This is a genomic window from Microbulbifer variabilis ATCC 700307 (assembly GCF_000380565.1).
In the GTDB taxonomy this organism is placed as follows: domain Bacteria; phylum Pseudomonadota; class Gammaproteobacteria; order Pseudomonadales; family Cellvibrionaceae; genus Microbulbifer; species Microbulbifer variabilis.
This window is the reverse complement of sequence record NZ_AQYJ01000022.1, coordinates 212,635-231,053: the sequence shown is the minus strand read 5'-3', so window position 1 is coordinate 231,053 and position 18,419 is coordinate 212,635. Positions and strand designations below refer to the sequence as shown.

Sequence of the window (18,419 nt, the reverse complement as noted above, 5' to 3'; positions counted from 1 at the left end):
CCATGAAAAAAAATGTAGTTCGTTCTCTGGTCTCTGCAGTCGCAGCAGGCTTACTCTTCAGCGCTTCAACGACCTCAATGGCTGCTGGCGCTAGTGCAGATAGTACAATCACCCTGAGCATTACCCCTGCAATTGAAATTAGTGGAGTCGAAGACATCCTAATTACAGTTGACGATCTTGGTGACAGCGCAGAAGGTGACGATACCTTTTGTGTGGCCGGCTTCGGCTTCTCAAAATTTAGTATCACATTTCAAAGTGATAACACTGACAGTGATACTGCATTTAACCTGAAGGGGAATGGTATAGATGTCGGTTATAGCGTTGGCTTCGTAAACGACACCTCTAATCTCTATCAGGAAGTAACAAGCGGTACTCCCGTTACCAACTTGGATAGACAGGCTGCTTCCTGTGGCTCAGACAATGCTCATTTCCAAGTAACTGTGGATCAAAATGAATGGCAGCAGCCCGATGTGCTAAATGGCACAACTTACACTGATATTCTCGAAATTACCGTAGCTTCCGAGTAATTTAGAGGGCAGTTGGACTCTAGCAACTGCTCCGACAGCTCCTTATGGCAGGACGTCACCCGAGAGGGCTGGCGCTGGCTTTTTGCTTGGCGCAAGCCCTTCAATCTGATGCCCTAGCGGCAACAGCGGCTACCTTCTTGCTGGAAACATCAGCGCCGGAAGGGTTTGATGCGCTGCTAGTCTCCGAACATCTTGTGGTTGATCTCTATTACGGTGGTAAGGAAATTGGGGCCGCGCAGGTTTCAGTAGAGTCTAACCGTATCCGCTTTGATTCCCCCGAATCTGTACTCGTCCTTCTGCCAGAAGTGAATGACCCCGAACGGGTACTCACTTTACTGGGAACAAGCCAGTCCAAAAATACACAATATATCTGTCACTCGGCTAGACAAGTGAACTGTGGATACCTGCTGCCTGAGGAGTTCGCAGTTATCTATGACGAAGAGCGTTTTCGGCTTGATTTGTTTTTTGCACCCGAGCTGTTGCCTCTGCAGGCAGCGATTAAAGACCCTTACTTACCGGCTGCCAGTAGTGACTTCTCTGTAATTCAGAATCTAAGTGGCACCTGGAGTGGTGTCGAAAGTGATTGGGGCCCAAATAGTTACCAGGCAACATTGAGCGGCAATACCATTATCAGTTTTGGTGAGAGCGCGCTGCACAGCCTCTGGTCCAACGCAACAGAACAGGGTGGCCGGCTTCATAACTTGCACTGGAGCAGGGATTTTCGTGGGCAGGCCTATTCAATAGGGTTATTGCAGCCACAAGGTGGGCTTAATTTTTTTAAGTCTAAAGAGACTATATACGGCTTGGAGTTGCGAAACTCCCAGCGAAGCCGTACCGATATTAAATACCAGCAAGGAGCCCCACTGGAAATTAATATGCCAGTACGCGGGCGGGTTGAAGTCTATCGGGATAAGCGCCTGGTTCACACAGAACTATTGGAGGCAGGTAACCGTTTATTAAATACCTCCACTATGCCGCATGGTGCCTATGAAGTGGAGATTCGTACATATGATGAGACTGGGCGAGCACTCAGCCAGCACACAGAATTTTTTGCCAAGGACTCGTTGCTGCCGGCTCCGGGAGAGTGGTTGTGGAGCTTCCAAGCAGGACTACCCACTCTACCCTACAATACCGGCACTTTGCCCGAGTATTATGATGAAGGACTGGTTCAAGGCTCGATTGCGCGCCGCCTTTCAACCGGCACAGGACTATTCGCTTCAGTAGCTACCACAGAGAAGCAACAACTGGCAGAGGTTGGCCTGCGCTGGGTGGGGCAATATCTGGAATTTTCCCCAAGCCTGGTTACTACCAGTGAAGGCCGTAATGGCCACCGTTTTCAAGCTCTAATAAAAACGCCTTTTGCCACCATAAGTGCGATGGAGGCCAAGCTTCCAGCAAAAGATCAACTACCTTTCGATAACAACTATCAGCTTTTACCCGGAGGGTATTCCCAGCGCAGCTTTAGCTTACAAAGCGGTATTCTGGGTGGGCATCTTTCCCTGCGCCATAGCGAGCGGGACAAAGCTCAAAATCTATTACCCAGTGATTTCACTTTGGATAACACTGCCGATGGAGCACGTAAACTAACAACCCTGGAGTTTCGCCGCACTTTCTTTCAAAACGCAAATTGGCTAGGCAATGCCAGCTTCTCCTACGGCAAAGCAGATGGGCTGCAATATTCCAACCTTGGTATCGAGTTCCGCCTGCGATCAAAGCACTGGCAGCACACCGCTAATTTACACAGTGAAAATAGTGATAGCGGAACAGACGGGGAACGGTTGGCTTTTCATACCCGCTGGCGTGACCGTGACTTATGGGCACCAGAGTTTGAGCAGAAACTCTTTATTGAAAAAGCACCGGGGGCAAATTACCTGGAAAGCCGTACCCACCTGGCGGGACATATGGGCTATGCAAATGCTACTGTCGGTTTTACTCATGATGATCAGGGTGATGCCATTAATTATCTGGGAGGCTTTAGCACCAACTTGATTTCCACAGAACGAGAGCTGGCCTGGGGAGGCGAAAGGGCATTGGAAAGCGCAGTTATTGTCGATATTGAAGGAAGTGATCAACAGGATTTTGAAGTACTGGTGAATGGTGTTCGGCGCGGCTATGCCAAGGGTGGTAACAAATCCGTTATTAATCTACCGGCTTTTAAAAGCTACGATTTGTCACTGCGCCCGCTTGAACAAGGCTTCTTTGATTTTCGCGAGAGAAGTGAAACTGTCACCCTTTATCCCGGCAACGTAAGTTCAGCGAGCTACCAGATCTTGCCCCAAACACTGGTTTTAGGCCGACTAAGCGATGAAGGTATAGGAATAGCCAACATTCAGGTTTTCATCGGCGACCACAATACTGTTACCGACCAATATGGCGTTTTCCAACTGGAAGTGAGTGGCGACCAGCAAACTCTAACCTCCCAGGAAATTACCTGGAGTAACTGCCGCATCCCTATAAAAATCCAATCCGGTGGGGAAAACTGGCTAAATCTAGGCACCATTGAGCAATCTCGGGCTCTTTGCCAAATCGAATACACCTCGGAGGCAAAAGGTGTACACCACTAAAACACTTCTAAAAAAAGCTATTTGGCCTGTTTATTTTATACTTATCCTAGCTATGGGATTGGGCTTACCAGTGAATTCGCAGACCAGTTGTTCCAGTAATGGTAGTTTACGCACTTGTAATCTTGGGGGATCCCATACTTTAAATTACGAAACAGACCCCAAGGATATCCCTTTCACCTTACGCAGTCATCGACGCGGTAATGCCTGGTCGTACTATCTAGAAATATCATCGCTAAACGGCAATACTTTTTCACTGGTCTCAGATAACGGAGAGCAGATTGATATTTCTATAACATTCACTTCCAACGGAGGCATTACAGAGGTATTAAATCCTGGAGTTCTGGCCGGCTCCTTTGGTGGTACCACAAACGATACAGGTGCTTTTCTTTCTGTCGAGGTAGATAGTTCTCTCACTCCATCTTCCAGTCGATACTCTGGCAGCTTTCAAATGGAACTAAGCCAGTATTTTTTAATTTTCCCCATTGATACAGAAACCATAGAGTTCGACATAGTCTTGGAAGTAGAACCAAATATTACTATTCGCAACCTGGGAGATATCGACCTGAGTAATTCAGGCATCACTTTGGGCCAGGTTATTAAGGGATCAGAAGATTTCTGTGTAGGCGGTATCGGATTCTCCAACTATACCGTTAACCTTAGCAGTAGTAATGGCAGTACCGGCGGTGGTGGAAGCAGCGGTTATGAGTTAGGTGGATCAAGCGAAAATATACCCTATACAGTAACTTTCTCAGATGACTTAACGGGCACCAGCGGCATAGCGCCCGGGGGACTCGGGGACGTGCCTGGTAGCTTCTCCCGCAGGACTGATGAGTCCTGTATTTCTGACAACGCGAGAATCTATATCAGCGTCTCCCCGTCAGACTGGGAAAATGCCAACGAACCGTTTTATACCGATGTTTTGACGGTGACGGTTAGTAGCCAGTAGATTTACCACAGGAGCCAGCGTCAAATAAAACCTCTCAAGGCAGAAAAATATAAAAAGCCACTAACTTTATTAGTCGCTATATCGAAAAAAATTTAGGCTAACTGTTAAGAGGGAAACGCACCCTTTCGCTTTTGCGCCCACGTAACAGTACTTCCAACTCCCCATCTTTTGGGATGTCCTCAAGTGAGAGATTAGTTCTGGCATACAAACGGCCCGATACATTCAATTTCCTACAGTTTCCATCGTCGAGGCAATGACGTACTTCAACAACTTCAATATTGATATTGCCATCATTAACCAGCTTGTAGCTATCTCCTTCCCCAACAAGCTCAACTTTATACTGGCCGCTGCTTGGCTGCACAAATACCAAGGCCTGGTAGGCTACGAGTATTTTTAAGGCCGTTTGCTCAGTTTTGATTTTTCCGACAACTGGCTTAAACGTCACCCGATAAACTTTCTCTTCTTCCAGGTCACGATCCAAGGCCATCAGGCGGAAACGTCTTCTTTCTCCTGGTGCCAGGACAGCCTTGGCCGGGCTGACAAGAAGCTTGAATTCATCGGGGTTCACCACCCTTACACGCTGCTCATTCTCCTGCCCGGGGTTATCCACCCGGAAAATCTCTGTTTGTAAGTACAGAGTCTCATTATCCGGGTTGGTGATTACAACGTCATCCCGAGCACTGGGAGCGTCATCGAGGTAAAGGATTACTTTGTTTAGAGACATCGCAGCCAGGGCTGGCTGTGAAATTGCCAAAAGCAATGCAAGGAATATCTTTTTCATAGGAAAGTGAATAACTCGGCATTCATTATTCTGGTGGCGGTATTTTACACTAGGAGTGGGCGGCAGTTGGCTTTATTTACCAATCAAGCCTTGGGAAAGATAATTATTTCTCTGTAATAACCAATTGAGAGTAATCTTTCAGTCGCACTTCAGAGAGGCAATCTCCAGCCCCCAGTGAAAGCGGCTTCTGCTGTTCACCTTCATCCAACCCAGTTGCAACCAAGGAGAAATGCTGTGTGGGAATCTGTCTCAAACACAGCTCGCGCTTAGCTCCCTTCTCAAACTGGCGCCACTCAGCTCGGGTGGGCAATATCAATATAATCCGGGCGCTAGCGGATACTGCATTGCCTGCTGCGACAATACTTTGCATTGAAGATGGCGCCACCTCAAAGATGAGCTGCACCAAAGCCAGCGTTAAACTTCCCACCATACCTCTCAGAGCCCCAGCACCATCACATTTGCGTAAACTGCAGTTGGCGATCCAGCCTAATTCAATCCCTACTGCCGGCTCATGGTACCAGGCGCCAATATTTCAGCCCCACGATGCTTGCAACAACTGGAGCACAGTCTATTTTTCCTGTAAGACCCGGGGCCTACCCAGGTCGGAAATACCCATTGGTGACAGGGGCCGCTCGCCCCAAATCCAGCCGACAATAACACCCGCTTTCCGGACTTTACTCACATGCTAATCGCGCACCGAGGCGACAAGACCCGCCAACCGGAGAATACAATCGCCGCCTTCGAAGCAGCCCATAACTTGGGGGCCTGCGCAATCCAGTGCGATGTCCGCTTCAGCCTGGACGGAACACCCTGGTGTTTCCACAGCGATACACTGCAATTGCCCAGCGATAAGCGCGTGCACTTCTTTCACGAACTGAGGGACTCACAACTACACCACCAGCCCATCAACTCATTTATCCAATTGGTGGACTGGGCAAGCTGTCATCGCCACCTAGACTGGTTTGTAGGGATTTCCGCATCCAATATTACCGGCATCGGTTTCACCGCAGCAGTGGAAAAGCTGCTGGACCTCATGCGTAATGAACGCGAATCCTTCGCCCTGCTCTCCCAGGACTGTCGCAGCTTACGTGCTGCACGCAATATGGGTTGGCACAGGGTGGCACTGCAGATCAGCTGCGTCTCCCGCTGTCTATCGGCAGATATTGTTACTCTTGCTCCTGAGTATCTGCTGATCCGGGACAGTTTTGTTGAGTGCAATGAACTACCACCGGGGCCTTGGCAGTGGGTTGTTTATGAAATCAACTCCACAGAGGAGGCCGTTCTCTGGCGTAAACGCGGCGCACACCATATCCTGACCGGTAACCTGCCATTATTAATGCGCTCCCGGGAAGCGAGTGATGTCTACGGATTTTGACGTTCTAGTCGTCGGCGCCGGAATTCTCGGCGCCGGTACCGCTGAGGCCCTGGCCCAAGCCCATCACTCTGTCGTCATTTTGGAGCAGCTGGGGATTGCCGCTGCGACCTCCTCACGCTCTTCAAAACTGATTCACGGTGGCTTGCGATATCTGGAAAGCGGACAATTCCGCTTGGTTTATGAATGCCTGCGCGAACGCAGCTGGTTACTGGATAACAAACCTCAGCTGGTGCGCATGGTGCCTTTTTATATCCCTGTGTATCGCAACAGCAAAAGATCTCCCTGGATGGTCAGGCTGGGGCTCAGCCTTTATGCCCTGCTCTCCGGTATTCGAAATGGCGACTCTAGATTCCGATCCCTGCCTAGGTCTGAATGGGATACCCTGCCCGGTCTAAAGCGTGAAGATTTACTTGCCGTATTCCGCTACTACGATGCACAGACAGATGATGCCGCCCTCACCCGTGATGTGGTTGCATCCGCAATTGCCCATGGTGCACAGATTATCTGTCCCGGCAGTTTGGTAGGAGCGGAGGTCACTGAAGATTGTGTACGGATTGACTATGTGGCCGACGGTAAACTCAACACACTGCGCACCCGTGCCCTGGTCAACTGCAGCGGCCCCTGGGTCGCCACTACAAATGCCCGCTGCTCACCGCCAGTCGCCCTTCCACCAATAGATCTGGTCGCAGGCACCCACATATTGCTCCCGCTATCTCTTGGCAACAAAATCTTTTATGTGGAAGCTGATGATGGGCGCGCAGTTTTTGTGATGCCCTGGCAGGATAAAACCCTGGTGGGCACCACAGAACGTCCTTATTGTGGCGATCCGCGGGATGTGTCCCCCACAATTGAGGAGGAGTCCTACCTGCTGCGCACTGTGCAGCAGTACTTCACCCAGACTCGCGGGCTGCAAGCTGAAGATATCTGTGAAAGCTTTGCCGGTCTGCGGGTACTACCTGAAGCGGAGAAAAGCCCATTTGCACGCTCAAGGGAATCTATGATCTGCTGCGATGATGAGCGCAAACCTCGGATTCTCGCCGTAGCAGGTGGGAAACTCACCAGCTACCGCGCCACTGCGCGAAAACTGGCACGGAAACTCGAAGCCACTCTGCAGGATAAGGCAACATCAACTCACGAAAGCACTGAAACCTCTAGCCATTCCAGCACCTCTGAGCGGGAACGGAACCTCTAATCGATCAAAAGAATTCAATGCTTCTCTCGATTAACCGTAATAAAGTCCCGCGCAGAGCTTAATTCTACGATAGCAAAATAGGGACGTGGTAATTTTCAGTGAAAATATCAGTGGAGAGATCGGCAGCCAGTTATGGAAAAACCATACAAAACTACAGTACCTTCTAATCAAACCTCTACTCTAACCGAACCTCTAAAGGAACAAAGAGTTTAGGTATTTGGCACTACAGGAGTGGATTAGTTTTACCGAAATCTATTGAAGAGCAGTACTCATGTGAGTAACAAGTTTCAGCCAGCAGAGAGAAACCCTTTGCACCCGCTGGCTTATTGCCCCCTACTTCTAACCTTCCTCTACACTAGAATTCATTACAGCTACACACATGCTTCCAGGGCCTGAGCAAGGCCCTTGTAATACATAGGTGGCTCGCTTATCACATCCGGCAACACCATATGTTCTGGTACCCAATTGGTGGATAGTTATAGATGAAGCATCACAATTTAAGTCAAAAGGCGCCCTCTTAGAGACGGTTTCTTTCATCAGAGTAGTGCAACCTCCCAAGGCCATTGCTGCAACACTCAGACAGATTAGTTTATGGGTACCTCTAAAAATTCATCAATTTCCGGTAAAATATTTTTAAGCCCTCTGTAGTGGTCTAATACTTCCGGACACTTCGCTAAGATGGTAAAACTACCAAGCGAGGTGAAGTATGACAACAAAAGGGACACGCCGGAAATTCAAGCCGGAATTCAAGAAAGACGCCGTAGCTCTTGTCTCGGAGCAAGGGTATTCGATTTCCAAGGCTGCAGAGGCTGTAGGAACCACGGCTAACAACCTGCGACGCTGGATAAAAGAGCTGAAACTGGAAGAGAGCGGAGTAAGGTTGGATACGGGCGAACGAGGTGAGCTGAACCAGCTGCGACGTGAAGTAAAGCAATTGCGGATGGAGAAGGAAATCCTAAAAAAGGCCAGTGTAGATTCAATTGATCAGTGCACCACCCCTGTAGGAATATGGCCTATCGGGGGATCATTGAATGAAGCGCATATTTACAGCAGAAGAAAAGGAGTGGATTTTCGACGCTTGGAAAAAGGGCATTGGCTTTTGTGAAATTGCCAATGCCATAGATTCTAAGCCAGGAACCATTTTTACTGTTTTGAGAGATACTGGCGGAATTAGTCCAATATCCAGAAAGCCATCTCCTCAACACCTCACATTAGCCGAACGCGAGGAAATACGTGCAGGTCTTTCTGCAAAACAAAGTATTCGAGCAATCGCTCGCTCCTTGAATCGGAATCCATCCACAATCTCGCGTGAGATTCAGAGAAATCGGGGGCGGCGATACTGTAAAGCAGTAGACGCAAACAACCGTGCAAAATGGATGGCAAGGCGTCCCAAGCCGTATTTGCTGGAGCAAAACTCGAGGCTAAAGAAGCTTGTTTTGGAAAAATTAGAGTTGAACTGGTCTCCAGAGCAGATATCGGGTTGGTTACGGAAGACATATCAGGCTGATGAATCAATGCAGATATCAGCAGAGACTATCTATAAAACACTGTACTTCCATGTGCGTTCAGCACTTCATCATAAGCTAGTAAAGCATTTGCGTCGATCTCACAGTCTTCGTTACAGCAAACAACATTCACGTAAAGGCGAGCGCGGTACTATCAATATCGTCAACGGTACATCGATAAGGGAGCGTCCTCAGGAGATACAAGAACGATGTGTTTTAGGTCATTGGGAGGGTGACTTAGTGTCAGGTTCAAACAACACTCATATCGCCACGCTTGTGGTACGAATGGTGTCGCCGTAATGATAGCCAAATAGATGGCCAGATTTGGCAACTATGCCATCGATTGAAGGCCTTATTTGCAGAACCTCTTGAGAGCCTCGGAAGCCGTCAGTTAATGAAGCTGTTACGCAAAGAAGGCTTTGAAATTAGGCGTTATCGAGTCCCCAAGCTAATGAAAAAGCTCGGTTTGGCAGTAAAACACAAGAAGCGATTTACACTAACCAAAAATAGCAAACATCAACTGCCAGTTGCTGAGAATCTTCTAAATAGGGATTTCTCACCGAGTGCTAAAAATCAAGTTTGGACTACGGATATCACATATATCTGGACTTTGCAGGGCTGGTTATACCTGGCAGTGGTAATTGATCTTTATTCACGCCGGGTTGTTGGCTGGCACTTAGGCCGTCAGATGGAAACGGCCCTGGCAAGTCGTGCACTGATGATGGCTATCAATTTGCGCACACCACCAAAAGGTCTTCTGCATCACTCTGATCGAGGTAGCCAGTATGCCAGCCATAGCTACCAAACGCTACTGAAGCAGCATGGAATGGTGTGCTCAATGAGCCGCAAGGAAAACTGTTGGGACAATGCACCGACTGAACGTTTTTTTAGTAGCCTGAAGCGGGAGTGGTTAACGGGAATTCTCTATCCGACAAGGGAGGATGCGATAACAGATGTGAGGGCCTATATTGCGTATTACAATTCACGCAGGATACATACAACACTGGGGGACGTAGCCCCTATCGAATTTGAAAAATGTGCTTAAGAAAGTGTCCGATCGGAGTTGACCACAACAAGAATATTAAACCAAGTAACACTTTTCAGTGATTGGTTGCTCTGGACATCATACCACACCCATTGATAATGTTATGGCCCCGAGTTGTTCACTAATAGCCTTAAAAAGCGGAAATTTATGCTAAAAAAAATTTCAACTATTACTTTCTTTCTTTTTATTAATAGTGTCGCTGTAGCTGATGAGGTATGGCATCAATCACAAATTGCAAAAATCTATCCCTATGGAGATGGTAGATTTGTGATTGCATTTAAGGAAAATTCTGATTCATGCACTAGCTCTTCAAACCCAAAGTATCACTATGTAAAAGTTGGAGAAAATGGAGTAACTGCAGAGGGTATCGATAAGATGTTTTCTGCTGCACTAACAGCGGCAACTACAGGTAAACAATTACAAATCGTATATGATACCTCAACGCCAAAGTGCTATATAAACCGTTTAGTTATAAATTATTAACATACTGGACTACGGTAAAAAACCCCAGTCTAGATAACTTAGATCTAAGCCGGGCATATTATTACAAGTACTGTCAACAGTTAGCCATGCCCGGCCTTCCAAGAATAGATAACAAGTGGTCAAGCACACGAAAGCGAGCACTTGATGGGCCTATCAATTGAAAAGGGGCGATGACTCCCCTCTAGCCTGGGGTATGCTTGCATGCTGTCCCTCTCCTTCAGATAAGAAAGCTGGAAGTAACTCTTTAAGACACTCTCTGACCCCCAAATTCACCAACATCAGGCCATCCCGCCATAGGGTCTGGGTTTTACATCCCATATAATGGCGGGCTACTCTGTTTTTAATAGTCTTTTACGCCGCAGTTTATGTCTGAATACAGCCCCCACCGCTTTTGCACCGCACCACTACTCGACTGGAGTGATCGCCATTGCCGCTATATGTGGCGCCTGTTGAGTAAGCGGGCACGCTTGTATTCGGAGATGGTGACTACTGGGGCAATATTGCATGGAGACAGGGAGCGCCACCTGCAGTTTGATGCAGCAGAGCAACCCGTAGCCCTGCAACTGGGCGGAAGCGATCCCAGAGAGCTGGCCGAATGCGCCCGTATCGCCGAGGAGTGGGGCTACGCTGAAATTAACCTCAACTGCGGCTGCCCCAGTGACCGGGTGCAATCGGGCCGTTTTGGTGCCTGCCTGATGGCAGAACCGGATGTGGTAGCTGAGGGTCTGTCCGCGATGCGCGAAGCAGTATCTATCCCCGTTACGGTAAAGCACCGAATCGGTATTGATGATATGGAGGACTATCCTGGCCTGACCCGTTTTGTGGAGGCCCAGGCAGCTATTGGCACTGACACATTTATCGTACATGCGCGCAAAGCCTGGCTAAAAGGCCTCAGCCCAAAGGAAAACCGCGAAATCCCCCCACTTAATTACGATATGGTTTACCGTCTGAAACAGGACTATCCACAGCTACAAATCATTATTAACGGCGGTATTAACTCGCTAGAGGAGAGCCTGCAACATTTGCGGCATATGGACGGTGTTATGCTGGGGCGTGCAGCCTATCAAACTCCGGCAATCCTTGCCCAAGTGGATAGCCTGCTATTTGGTGAAAGTGAAGGGCCGGATGCAGCGCAAGTGGTCGAGCAAATGCTGCCCTATATAGAAAATGAAATGCAGCGCGGCCAGCGCCTGAATCATATTACCCGACATATGCTCGGGCTTTTCCAGGGGCTGCCGGGCGCGCGGCGATTCCGCCGCCACCTAAGTGAGAATGCCCACAAGAAAGGGGCCGGACCAGAAATTGTTGAACACGCTTTAACGCTCGTTACCCAGGCCGCATAGAGGGTAAACCAAGATGGCTGGAAATGGAGGCCAATCAATGACAGAGGGAGTGCAATGAACAAATTGGAACAACTTAAACAGCGCAGCTTAGTAGTGGCCGATACGGGTGATATTGAGGCTATCCGCCGCTACCGCCCTCAAGATGCCACCACCAACCCCTCACTACTGTACAAGGCCGCCCAGCTCCCTCAATACAAATCGCTTATCAAAGAGTCATTGGGGTGGGCAGCTCGCCACCAGAAGCAACGTGGGACAGCGGAGACAGCGCGATTAGCGGCAATTAAGCTAGCAGTGGGTATCGGTACAGAGATATTACAGCTGGTCCCCGGCGTGGTTTCCACCGAGGTGGATGCGCGACTCTCGTTCGATACCCGCGCCACAATTGATTACGCCAGGCACCTGATCACTCTCTACGAACAAACGAATGTAGAAAGGGACCGTGTGCTCATCAAAATTGCTTCCACCTGGGAGGGTATTGCAGCGGCAGAAATCCTGGAACAAGAAGGCATCCACTGTAACCTGACCTTGCTATTCAGCCTGTGCCAGGCCATCGCCTGTGCCGAGGCCGGAGCCACTTTAATCTCTCCTTTTGTCGGCCGTATCCTCGACTGGCACCTGGCAAATGGTGAGCGCAAGGGGTTCAGTGGCGAAGAGGATCCCGGTGTATTGTCGGTACGCAATATTTATCACTACTATAAATCCCGCGACTACGACACCATCGTGATGGGTGCCAGTTTCCGTAATACAAGTGAGATAGAAGCCTTGGCTGGCTGCGATCGCCTGACTATCAGCCCGCAGTTGTTGCAGTCCCTGGAGGAAAGTGAGGGGATGCTGGTAGGAGGCCTACCGGCGATTACAGAACCTTTGGCTCGGCCAACCCAGAGATTGGAGGAAGCGACATTCCGCTACCAGCTCAATAGCGATGCCATGGCTACAGAAAAGCTAGCAGAAGGCATTCGCAACTTTGTTAAAGACCAGCAGCGACTTGAAATGCTGCTACAAAGCCAAGTGATGGGACACCAGGAAACTGATGCTGCAACAAATCCGTAAGCTGTTTGAGCAGATTGGCAACAGTGCCGATGTAGAAACACGTAATGAAAAAGACGTGCGCATGATCAGCGCCGCCCTTCTAGTTGAAGTGGCGACTGTGGACCAGAAGCTGGACCAGCGCGAGCGCGACACCCTCACGCATCTACTTTGCCAACACTATGCACTAGATGTACACAGCGCCGCCGAGATTATTGATGAGGCCATTGATCAACGGGAGCATGCCACCTCATTATTCGAGTTTACCCAAGCAGTTAATGATCAGTTCACTGAGCAGGACAAGTACCTGCTGGTTCGGCAAATGTGGCAGGTCGCTTTTTCCGATGATGTTATCGAGGCATTTGAGGAACACCTTATTCGCCGGGTATCCGAACTTATCTACCTACCCCACGGACTGTTCACCAGAGCCAGGGCGGAAGCGAGGGATTTGAAAGATAATTGAGTCGCTAGCTGAATAAGTTGGGGGAATAGGTCTAAAGCGCCAAATCAGTAGCAGGAGCCCTTAAGAAGCTCAATGCAGATGGGCGGAGCGTTTGCTGTAGGGCTCGCATTCCCGCTCGAGGGTATGCACCAGATCGCGGAAAGTTTCCGCATTTTGCTCGTTCATACTCATCAAAACACGGTGTGCTTCCAGTACCTTCTCCCGCGCAGCACATTCATCAGGAGTGTTGCAGACCAGGGGTTTAGTCTCAACGGAGATATCATATTGCTCACTACTGATCTCCACCAGGGAGTCAAATCCCATTGCATCAAGCAGGTGTTGAATTCCCTTATCGGCAGAGAAAACCAATGGCTTTTGACAACCGCGCTCTTGGGCGCGAATCGCAATTTTTGCCATCAGGCCAAGGGTCGTGCTGTCAACACCTTCGGCACGGTCCAGGTCGAAAGCCACCCCAGCGAAGTCATCTCGCGCAAACATGTTGTCGATGAAGCTATCAAATGAAGTACAAAGGTTGAGCCGAACATCACCAATCAACTTGATGATGTAAACGCCCTCGTGGGCCCCAACCATAATTTGCCCGGACTGCATAACAACCCCTGGCTCACCCGGATACACTTTTAGGTGAAAGTGCTAACAGGTGGCAAAAGTTCACTGGTAGAGAACACAAGCCGCACTCGGTGGTTTTGCCGCCTTGTGCAATTTTGTGCATAAAGTGGGCGGAGCTTACTCCTGACTGCCCGGACTGACAAGTATACTAGGGCATGAAATTCGACTATTTAGTCGATGCAAACGCTCGTCCTAATTGTGCCCCAGGGTGAGGATCGTAATATCGTCCGGTAACGCCCCAAAAGTATCTACTTTCAGGCTCTGGCACAAACTTTCCAAATTTCCTCCGCACTCAGCGATCATCTGTAAGAGGCGCTCCTCTTTTTCCAGAAGATCTCCCTGAAGCAGCTCCAGAACGCCATCGGAGCACGCCACCAAACGCCAGCTGGGCGGTAGCTCGGCGCACATTACCTGCCAGTCACCCCGCTCAAAGATACCTAACGGACGCCCTTTGCCCGGCAACCAATCAGCGCCACCATCACTGGCGAGAGCCGGCATGGGAATCTGCCCGGCAACAGCATAATGCAGCTGGCGCGCGGCCGTATCCACAACACCGACGAACATGCTGGCATGTTTGCCCATATGTGTGGATAACAACTCCCGATTAATCAGCTCGAGAACTTCTAACAGGTCACTGCCAAGGGACTCCAGCTGGGTAAAAAGTGGACCCTCACGCAGACGATGCATGATGCTGTGCTTGACGAGTGCGGTAACCAGCGCAGACGAGACACCATGACCGGAAATATCCACTAGGTAGAAGGCGACAAAACGCTCTCCAAACAGGCCGTAATCGACAAAGTCACCACTGAGATACAGTGAGGGAATCAGGCGATAGTTCGCCTCAATACCACCTGGATAACTATAAGGCGTACGCGGCAGCAAGTGCTGTTGCAGCTGGCGGCCAGCCTCCTGGTCCCGCCGCAAAAGCTCTACGTGATCACGCAGCTCTATGTTACGCCGCTCCAGAGCTTCCCGATATTCCCGGTTCTGCTGGGCCAGATTCTCCTCACCGCTGATACGACAAATAACCCGGTCAATTTGCGCGGCTTCCTTGAGAGGTTTGAGGAGATAATCGCAGGCGCCCAGGCGTATTGCTTGCAGGGCATCATTCAGTACTGCACTGGATGAAATTACGATGACAGAGGTGTCTGGAGACTGACGTTTGATTTTTTGTAACACCTCCAGCCCGCTCATATCGGGTAACTGGAAGTCCACCGCGACCAATTGAAAAAGACCGGGGGAAAATTGCTGGATACCCTGTTGCCCACTACTTGCCTCCGCAACAGAGAACCCTTGGCGTGAAAGTGCTCCACGCAGGAAACTGCGGGAGCGCTCGTCATCAGTCAGTAACAGGCTACCGGGACCGGGCATGAGTGGCCCTTGGAAAAAGAGTAAGTTCTATCCGGTGATCAGTAGTCACTGGACTCTTCAACTTCACCCTGGTCAATCGCTTCAGCGGCTTCAGTTTCACTCTGCACATCTACTTCGCCATCCACGATCAGGAAGTCGCGGCGCTGCAGGTAAGCATCACGTAACAGCACATACCGATCCCCCTGTAACAGTGATTCGGCCTGCAGCAAGCTGGCGCGGCTCTGAATAATATCGGTTGCCCTCAACGTATAGCGTGTAGGGTCATGTTCCACATAGGTCAGCGGGTTGGTGTAGTAATCAACTACCCGTGCTGGCGTATCCCGAACTGTGGAAGGACCCAGAAGCGGCAAAACCAGGTATGGACCGGAAGGCACCCCCCAAACAGCCAGGGTTTGACCAAAGTCCTCGCCATCGCCTTTTTCAAGCCCCATATGCTTGGCAACATCAAAAAGACCGGCAATACCAATAGTGGTATTAATCAGCAAGCGACCTGCATCATTGCCTGCCTGGCCCCATTTACCTTGCAATACGCCATTAAAGGTATTGGTCACTTCACCCAGATTACTGAAGAAGTTGCTAACACCGTGTTGCACGAATATTGGGGTGATCTGCCGATAGCTGACGGCAGCTGGCTTCAACACATAGCGATCAGCGCCATCATTAAAACTAAATACAGCGCGGTTAAAACCTTCCCATGGGTCACGAAGGGAAAAATCCTCCCCTTCCGCACCACCAAATTCATCCGCGGGATCAAAGCCATATTCATCCAGTAGCGAACCATTTTCATCGCCACTTGTGGTAACCTGACCATCAGTACCAGTTTGAACGGCGGTATCCCCTGCCGCGCCTCCAAACGGGTCATCTTGCGCTAATACACTCACTGGAGAAACCGCGATCAGCGCGGCCATCAACCAGGGCGATAAAACTCTGCGTCCTAGCAAAACCCTGCTCCTCTACTAACAAATACTAAGACCAAGGATTCTAACGCCCTCGCATATCGTAAGCTACCCTCGGCAGCATAGCAGCTGGGATTCGTCAAAGATGAAGCAGTTTCAGGCAAGTGCAGCGGTGCTTTAGAATAATAATGACGCCAAAAGATAAGCTGTCGACACCTATTTTTCAGCAGGTAGAGGTTTAAGGCCTGCAATTACACCATTCCCCAGAAGTTTCTGTAATAGCTCCACACCAAAACTCCTCAGGGTGCTGGTATCTACCTGGGGTAACTCTGCAGCAATTTGTGCCAACAGTTGCTCTCCAGTGGCCGACTCTTCTGAAGCCAGTTGCAACAAACGCGCTGTCACCGCATTAATTTCCATGAAATTCACCTCATCACTGCGATCGCGATACACCAGCAAAAAGGTGGGGGTTTCATCGGGTTCCTGAGGCTGGAACACCGGGCCAATACGATGCACGGGATATCGATAACTAAGGCTCCATACCAGGGGCGATACTACTGGTACGGATCCCAATATATCCCCCTCGCGGCTGAGGTTGGCAGGTATCTCAGCGGTACTGACATCCAGTGCCAACTCTACCCATTCGTAGTGAGCTAGCTCCAGTAAAAAAGGGGGATCTCCCTCCCGCTGGCCCCGCTCATTTTGCAGGTAAGTGAGGAACTCCTCACTGATTTGCAGGAAGTAGGGACTGCTAGAAGTATGGTGATGCACAAAATCACGCACCATAGCGTGCCAGAATTCGTCACTATAGAGACTGCGCAGCACCGGAAACCCGCTCGAGATAAAAGACTCAATATTGTTGTAAATTAGATCCCGATAAATCGCCAAGCGCCGATCTTCAATTTGGGGAGGCGGTGTGCATTGCTCCGGAGCACGCAGATGAGCAGCCAAGTCTCTCTGCAACCCCTGAAAATTGTCAGTTTTATCGGCGACTGAGGACATAGTTTTCTTCTACTTGGTGACTGGCCTGAATGGTTTTGATATGCCCTACTTCTTCGAGCAATTGCGGTATGGGTGGAATATTGAAATCCCGCTCAAGCAGGGTTGGCATTACACCGTGAATTTCATAAGCCTTATTCAACAACTCCCACACAGGATCAATTACCGGTGCACCGTGGGTATCTACTTTTAGATCTTCCGCCTCGTCGTAATGTCCCGCCACATGTACATAGCGCATTCTTTCCGAAGGAAGTCCGCGCAGAAACTCAAATGGATCGTAACGATGATTAATGGAGTTGACATAAATATTATTTACATCAAGGAGAAGGTCACAGTCTGCTTCCTCCAGTACGGCATTTAGAAAGGCCAGCTCGCTCATTTCCTGGCCTGGTGCGGCATAGTAGGAAACATTTTCCATGGCAATACGCTGCCCCAATGCATCCTGCACAATACGAATTCGCTCGGCGACATACATCACCGCTTCTTCAGTAAAGGGAATCGGCAGTAAATCGTAGAGATGTCCGTGGTCGGAGCAGTAGCTCAGGTGCTCGCTGTAATAGCGAATATCATGCTCACGAATAAATTTCTTGATAGACCCAACAAGGTCCATATCCAAAGGCTCCGGCGCCCCAATTGAAAGGGACAAGCCGTGCAAAATAAATGGGTAGCGCTCAGTAAATTCCCGAAACCAGCGGCCATAGCGCCCACCGACGCCGATCCAGTTTTCCGGCGCTACCTCAAAGAAATCCACCGCAGCAGATGGCACTTCCTCTCCCATCATAGAGCGACGCAGTCCAAGACCGGCCCCCTCCACTGGATAATTTCGCACTTCTGTCTGCCTCAAACGGTTCTATGTGAAGAAAAGAACAAGGGGCGGCGCGTCAGTTAACGCAATACCGCCCCGATCGAGTATGGCTTTAAATTATCCGCCACACTTACCTTCGCCGCACTTACCCTCTTTCTTCTTGCCTTCGCCGCATTTACCTTCGCCGCACTTGCCTTCTTTCTTCTTGCCTTCGCCGCACTTACCTTCGCCGCACTTACCTTCTTTTTTCTTGTCGTGGCCACACTTGCCTTCTTTTTCCTTATCGCCATGGTCAGCCAGTGCCAGGTTGTAGCCAGAAGTCAGCTCTGCCGCAGCAAACGGATTAGCTTCGCCAGTGGTTGCGGACACATTCATCGCAGCAGAGGCAATAAACGCTGCACCAACTGCGGCCGCTACGGGGGAAAGATGCTTCTTGTTCATAAGGGATCTCCTAATTAATACCCTGAGTAATAAAAAGTACCAAAGACTTTC

At 49.7% G+C, this 18,419-nt stretch carries 19 protein-coding genes and 1 pseudogene; 12 read left to right on the top strand and 8 right to left on the bottom strand.

The features are described 5' to 3' along the window. The first annotated feature begins 2 nt into the window (after nucleotides 1–2). The 3 genes from G367_RS0105215 (at nucleotide 3) to G367_RS0105205 (ending at nucleotide 4,037) form a co-directional block, all read left to right on the top strand. On the top strand, nucleotides 3–527 hold the full coding sequence (locus tag G367_RS0105215) for a hypothetical protein (protein WP_020412054.1): 525 nt from the start codon (nucleotides 3–5) through the stop codon (nucleotides 525–527). A 44-nt stretch (nucleotides 528–571) separates the two neighbouring features. Then, nucleotides 572–3,091, top strand: coding sequence for a TcfC E-set like domain-containing protein (locus G367_RS0105210; protein ID WP_020412053.1), 2,520 nt, complete (start codon nucleotides 572–574; stop codon nucleotides 3,089–3,091). Nucleotides 3,092–3,161: 70 nt separating this feature from the next. Continuing rightward, entirely contained in the window at nucleotides 3,162–4,037 is an 876-nt protein-coding gene (locus G367_RS0105205; protein WP_157533346.1) for a hypothetical protein, read from the top strand. A 97-nt stretch (nucleotides 4,038–4,134) separates the two neighbouring features. On the opposite strand, the gene G367_RS0105200 is transcribed toward G367_RS0105205, so the two are convergent. Beyond that, nucleotides 4,135–4,818: a fimbrial biogenesis chaperone gene (locus tag G367_RS0105200; RefSeq protein ID WP_020412051.1), complete on the bottom strand. Its 684-nt coding sequence runs from the start codon at nucleotides 4,816–4,818 to the stop codon at nucleotides 4,135–4,137. A 103-nt stretch (nucleotides 4,819–4,921) separates the two neighbouring features. Further along, nucleotides 4,922–5,248, bottom strand: coding sequence for a hypothetical protein (locus G367_RS0105195; RefSeq protein ID WP_020412050.1), 327 nt, complete (start codon nucleotides 5,246–5,248; stop codon nucleotides 4,922–4,924). A 252-nt stretch (nucleotides 5,249–5,500) separates the two neighbouring features. Between G367_RS0105195 and G367_RS0105190 the strand changes: the two genes are divergently transcribed. From G367_RS0105190 to G367_RS0105150, 9 genes and pseudogenes are all read left to right on the top strand, one after another. Beyond that, nucleotides 5,501–6,193 carry a glycerophosphodiester phosphodiesterase family protein gene (locus G367_RS0105190; protein WP_020412049.1) on the top strand — a complete coding sequence of 231 codons (693 nt, stop codon included), beginning with the start codon at nucleotides 5,501–5,503 and terminating at the stop codon, nucleotides 6,191–6,193. Next, complete coding sequence (locus G367_RS0105185; protein WP_020412048.1) at nucleotides 6,177–7,385, top strand: glycerol-3-phosphate dehydrogenase/oxidase; 1,209 nt, start codon at nucleotides 6,177–6,179, stop codon at nucleotides 7,383–7,385. Before G367_RS0105190 ends, G367_RS0105185 begins: the two co-directional genes overlap by 17 nt. Before the next feature lie 706 nt (nucleotides 7,386–8,091). After that, complete coding sequence (locus tag G367_RS0105180) at nucleotides 8,092–8,490, top strand: transposase (RefSeq protein ID WP_020412047.1); 399 nt, start codon at nucleotides 8,092–8,094, stop codon at nucleotides 8,488–8,490. Further along, nucleotides 8,417–9,175: pseudogene (locus G367_RS25565) on the top strand (IS30 family transposase); the annotation flags it as partial. The gene G367_RS0105180 and the pseudogene G367_RS25565, both read left to right, overlap by 74 nt. Continuing rightward, nucleotides 9,165–9,935, top strand: a complete 771-nt coding sequence (locus G367_RS0105170; protein WP_083922674.1) for an IS3 family transposase — start codon at nucleotides 9,165–9,167, stop codon at nucleotides 9,933–9,935. The pseudogene G367_RS25565 and the gene G367_RS0105170, both read left to right, overlap by 11 nt. Before the next feature lie 147 nt (nucleotides 9,936–10,082). Beyond that, complete coding sequence (locus G367_RS0105165) at nucleotides 10,083–10,418, top strand: hypothetical protein (protein WP_020412044.1); 336 nt, start codon at nucleotides 10,083–10,085, stop codon at nucleotides 10,416–10,418. A gap of 365 nt (nucleotides 10,419–10,783) precedes the next feature. Beyond that, nucleotides 10,784–11,761 (top strand): tRNA dihydrouridine(20/20a) synthase DusA, encoded by a 978-nt coding sequence (gene dusA, locus G367_RS0105160; RefSeq protein WP_040628208.1) that lies wholly within the window; start codon nucleotides 10,784–10,786, stop codon nucleotides 11,759–11,761. 54 nt (nucleotides 11,762–11,815) lie between these two features. Further along, the gene (tal, locus tag G367_RS0105155; protein WP_020412042.1) at nucleotides 11,816–12,811 is read left to right on the top strand and encodes a transaldolase; all 996 of its coding nucleotides are present in this window, start codon (nucleotides 11,816–11,818) and stop codon (nucleotides 12,809–12,811) included. Beyond that, nucleotides 12,792–13,250, top strand: coding sequence for a tellurite resistance TerB family protein (locus G367_RS0105150; protein ID WP_020412041.1), 459 nt, complete (start codon nucleotides 12,792–12,794; stop codon nucleotides 13,248–13,250). Before tal ends, G367_RS0105150 begins: the two co-directional genes overlap by 20 nt. A gap of 69 nt (nucleotides 13,251–13,319) precedes the next feature. Here G367_RS0105150 and G367_RS23125 read toward each other — a convergent pair whose 3' ends face one another. The 6 genes from G367_RS23125 to G367_RS0105120 form a co-directional block, all read right to left on the bottom strand. Beyond that, the gene (locus G367_RS23125; protein WP_020412040.1) at nucleotides 13,320–13,838 is read right to left on the bottom strand and encodes an STAS domain-containing protein; all 519 of its coding nucleotides are present in this window, start codon (nucleotides 13,836–13,838) and stop codon (nucleotides 13,320–13,322) included. Nucleotides 13,839–14,048: 210 nt separating this feature from the next. Next, nucleotides 14,049–15,227, bottom strand: coding sequence for a PP2C family protein-serine/threonine phosphatase (locus G367_RS0105140; RefSeq protein WP_020412039.1), 1,179 nt, complete (start codon nucleotides 15,225–15,227; stop codon nucleotides 14,049–14,051). Between the two features lie 38 nt (nucleotides 15,228–15,265). Beyond that, complete coding sequence (locus tag G367_RS23120) at nucleotides 15,266–16,168, bottom strand: MlaA family lipoprotein (RefSeq protein WP_245556659.1); 903 nt, start codon at nucleotides 16,166–16,168, stop codon at nucleotides 15,266–15,268. Nucleotides 16,169–16,339: 171 nt separating this feature from the next. Continuing rightward, nucleotides 16,340–17,125, bottom strand: a complete 786-nt coding sequence (locus G367_RS0105130) for an HvfC family RiPP maturation protein (RefSeq protein WP_020412037.1) — start codon at nucleotides 17,123–17,125, stop codon at nucleotides 16,340–16,342. Beyond that, complete coding sequence (locus tag G367_RS23115; protein WP_020412036.1) at nucleotides 17,106–17,951, bottom strand: HvfB family MNIO-type RiPP peptide maturase; 846 nt, start codon at nucleotides 17,949–17,951, stop codon at nucleotides 17,106–17,108. Before G367_RS23115 ends, G367_RS0105130 begins: the two co-directional genes overlap by 20 nt. Nucleotides 17,952–18,044: 93 nt before the next feature. Continuing rightward, entirely contained in the window at nucleotides 18,045–18,368 is a 324-nt protein-coding gene (locus G367_RS0105120; RefSeq protein ID WP_020412035.1) for an HvfA family oxazolone/thioamide-modified RiPP metallophore, read from the bottom strand. Between the last annotated feature and the right edge of the window lie 51 nt (nucleotides 18,369–18,419).

Excerpts from the sequence above, each read along its gene's own strand:
- G367_RS23125 (WP_020412040.1), bottom strand. The coding sequence starts at position 13,838 with ATGCAGTCCGGGCAAATTATGGTTGGGGCCCACGAGGGCGTTTACATC.
- G367_RS0105195 (WP_020412050.1), bottom strand. The coding sequence starts at position 5,248 with ATGGTGGGAAGTTTAACGCTGGCTTTGGTGCAGCTCATCTTTGAGGTG.
- G367_RS0105150 (WP_020412041.1), top strand. The coding sequence starts at position 12,792 with ATGCTGCAACAAATCCGTAAGCTGTTTGAGCAGATTGGCAACAGTGCC.
- dusA (WP_040628208.1), top strand. The coding sequence starts at position 10,784 with ATGTCTGAATACAGCCCCCACCGCTTTTGCACCGCACCACTACTCGAC.
- G367_RS0105180 (WP_020412047.1), top strand. The coding sequence starts at position 8,092 with ATGACAACAAAAGGGACACGCCGGAAATTCAAGCCGGAATTCAAGAAA.
- G367_RS0105190 (WP_020412049.1), top strand. The coding sequence starts at position 5,501 with ATGCTAATCGCGCACCGAGGCGACAAGACCCGCCAACCGGAGAATACA.
- G367_RS0105130 (WP_020412037.1), bottom strand. The coding sequence starts at position 17,125 with ATGTCCTCAGTCGCCGATAAAACTGACAATTTTCAGGGGTTGCAGAGA.
- G367_RS0105165 (WP_020412044.1), top strand. The coding sequence starts at position 10,083 with ATGCTAAAAAAAATTTCAACTATTACTTTCTTTCTTTTTATTAATAGT.
- G367_RS0105185 (WP_020412048.1), top strand. The coding sequence starts at position 6,177 with ATGTCTACGGATTTTGACGTTCTAGTCGTCGGCGCCGGAATTCTCGGC.
- tal (WP_020412042.1), top strand. The coding sequence starts at position 11,816 with ATGAACAAATTGGAACAACTTAAACAGCGCAGCTTAGTAGTGGCCGAT.
- G367_RS0105120 (WP_020412035.1), bottom strand. The coding sequence starts at position 18,368 with ATGAACAAGAAGCATCTTTCCCCCGTAGCGGCCGCAGTTGGTGCAGCG.
- G367_RS0105200 (WP_020412051.1), bottom strand. The coding sequence starts at position 4,818 with ATGAAAAAGATATTCCTTGCATTGCTTTTGGCAATTTCACAGCCAGCC.
- G367_RS0105210 (WP_020412053.1), top strand. The coding sequence starts at position 572 with ATGGCAGGACGTCACCCGAGAGGGCTGGCGCTGGCTTTTTGCTTGGCG.
- G367_RS0105215 (WP_020412054.1), top strand. The coding sequence starts at position 3 with ATGAAAAAAAATGTAGTTCGTTCTCTGGTCTCTGCAGTCGCAGCAGGC.
- G367_RS0105140 (WP_020412039.1), bottom strand. The coding sequence starts at position 15,227 with ATGCCCGGTCCCGGTAGCCTGTTACTGACTGATGACGAGCGCTCCCGC.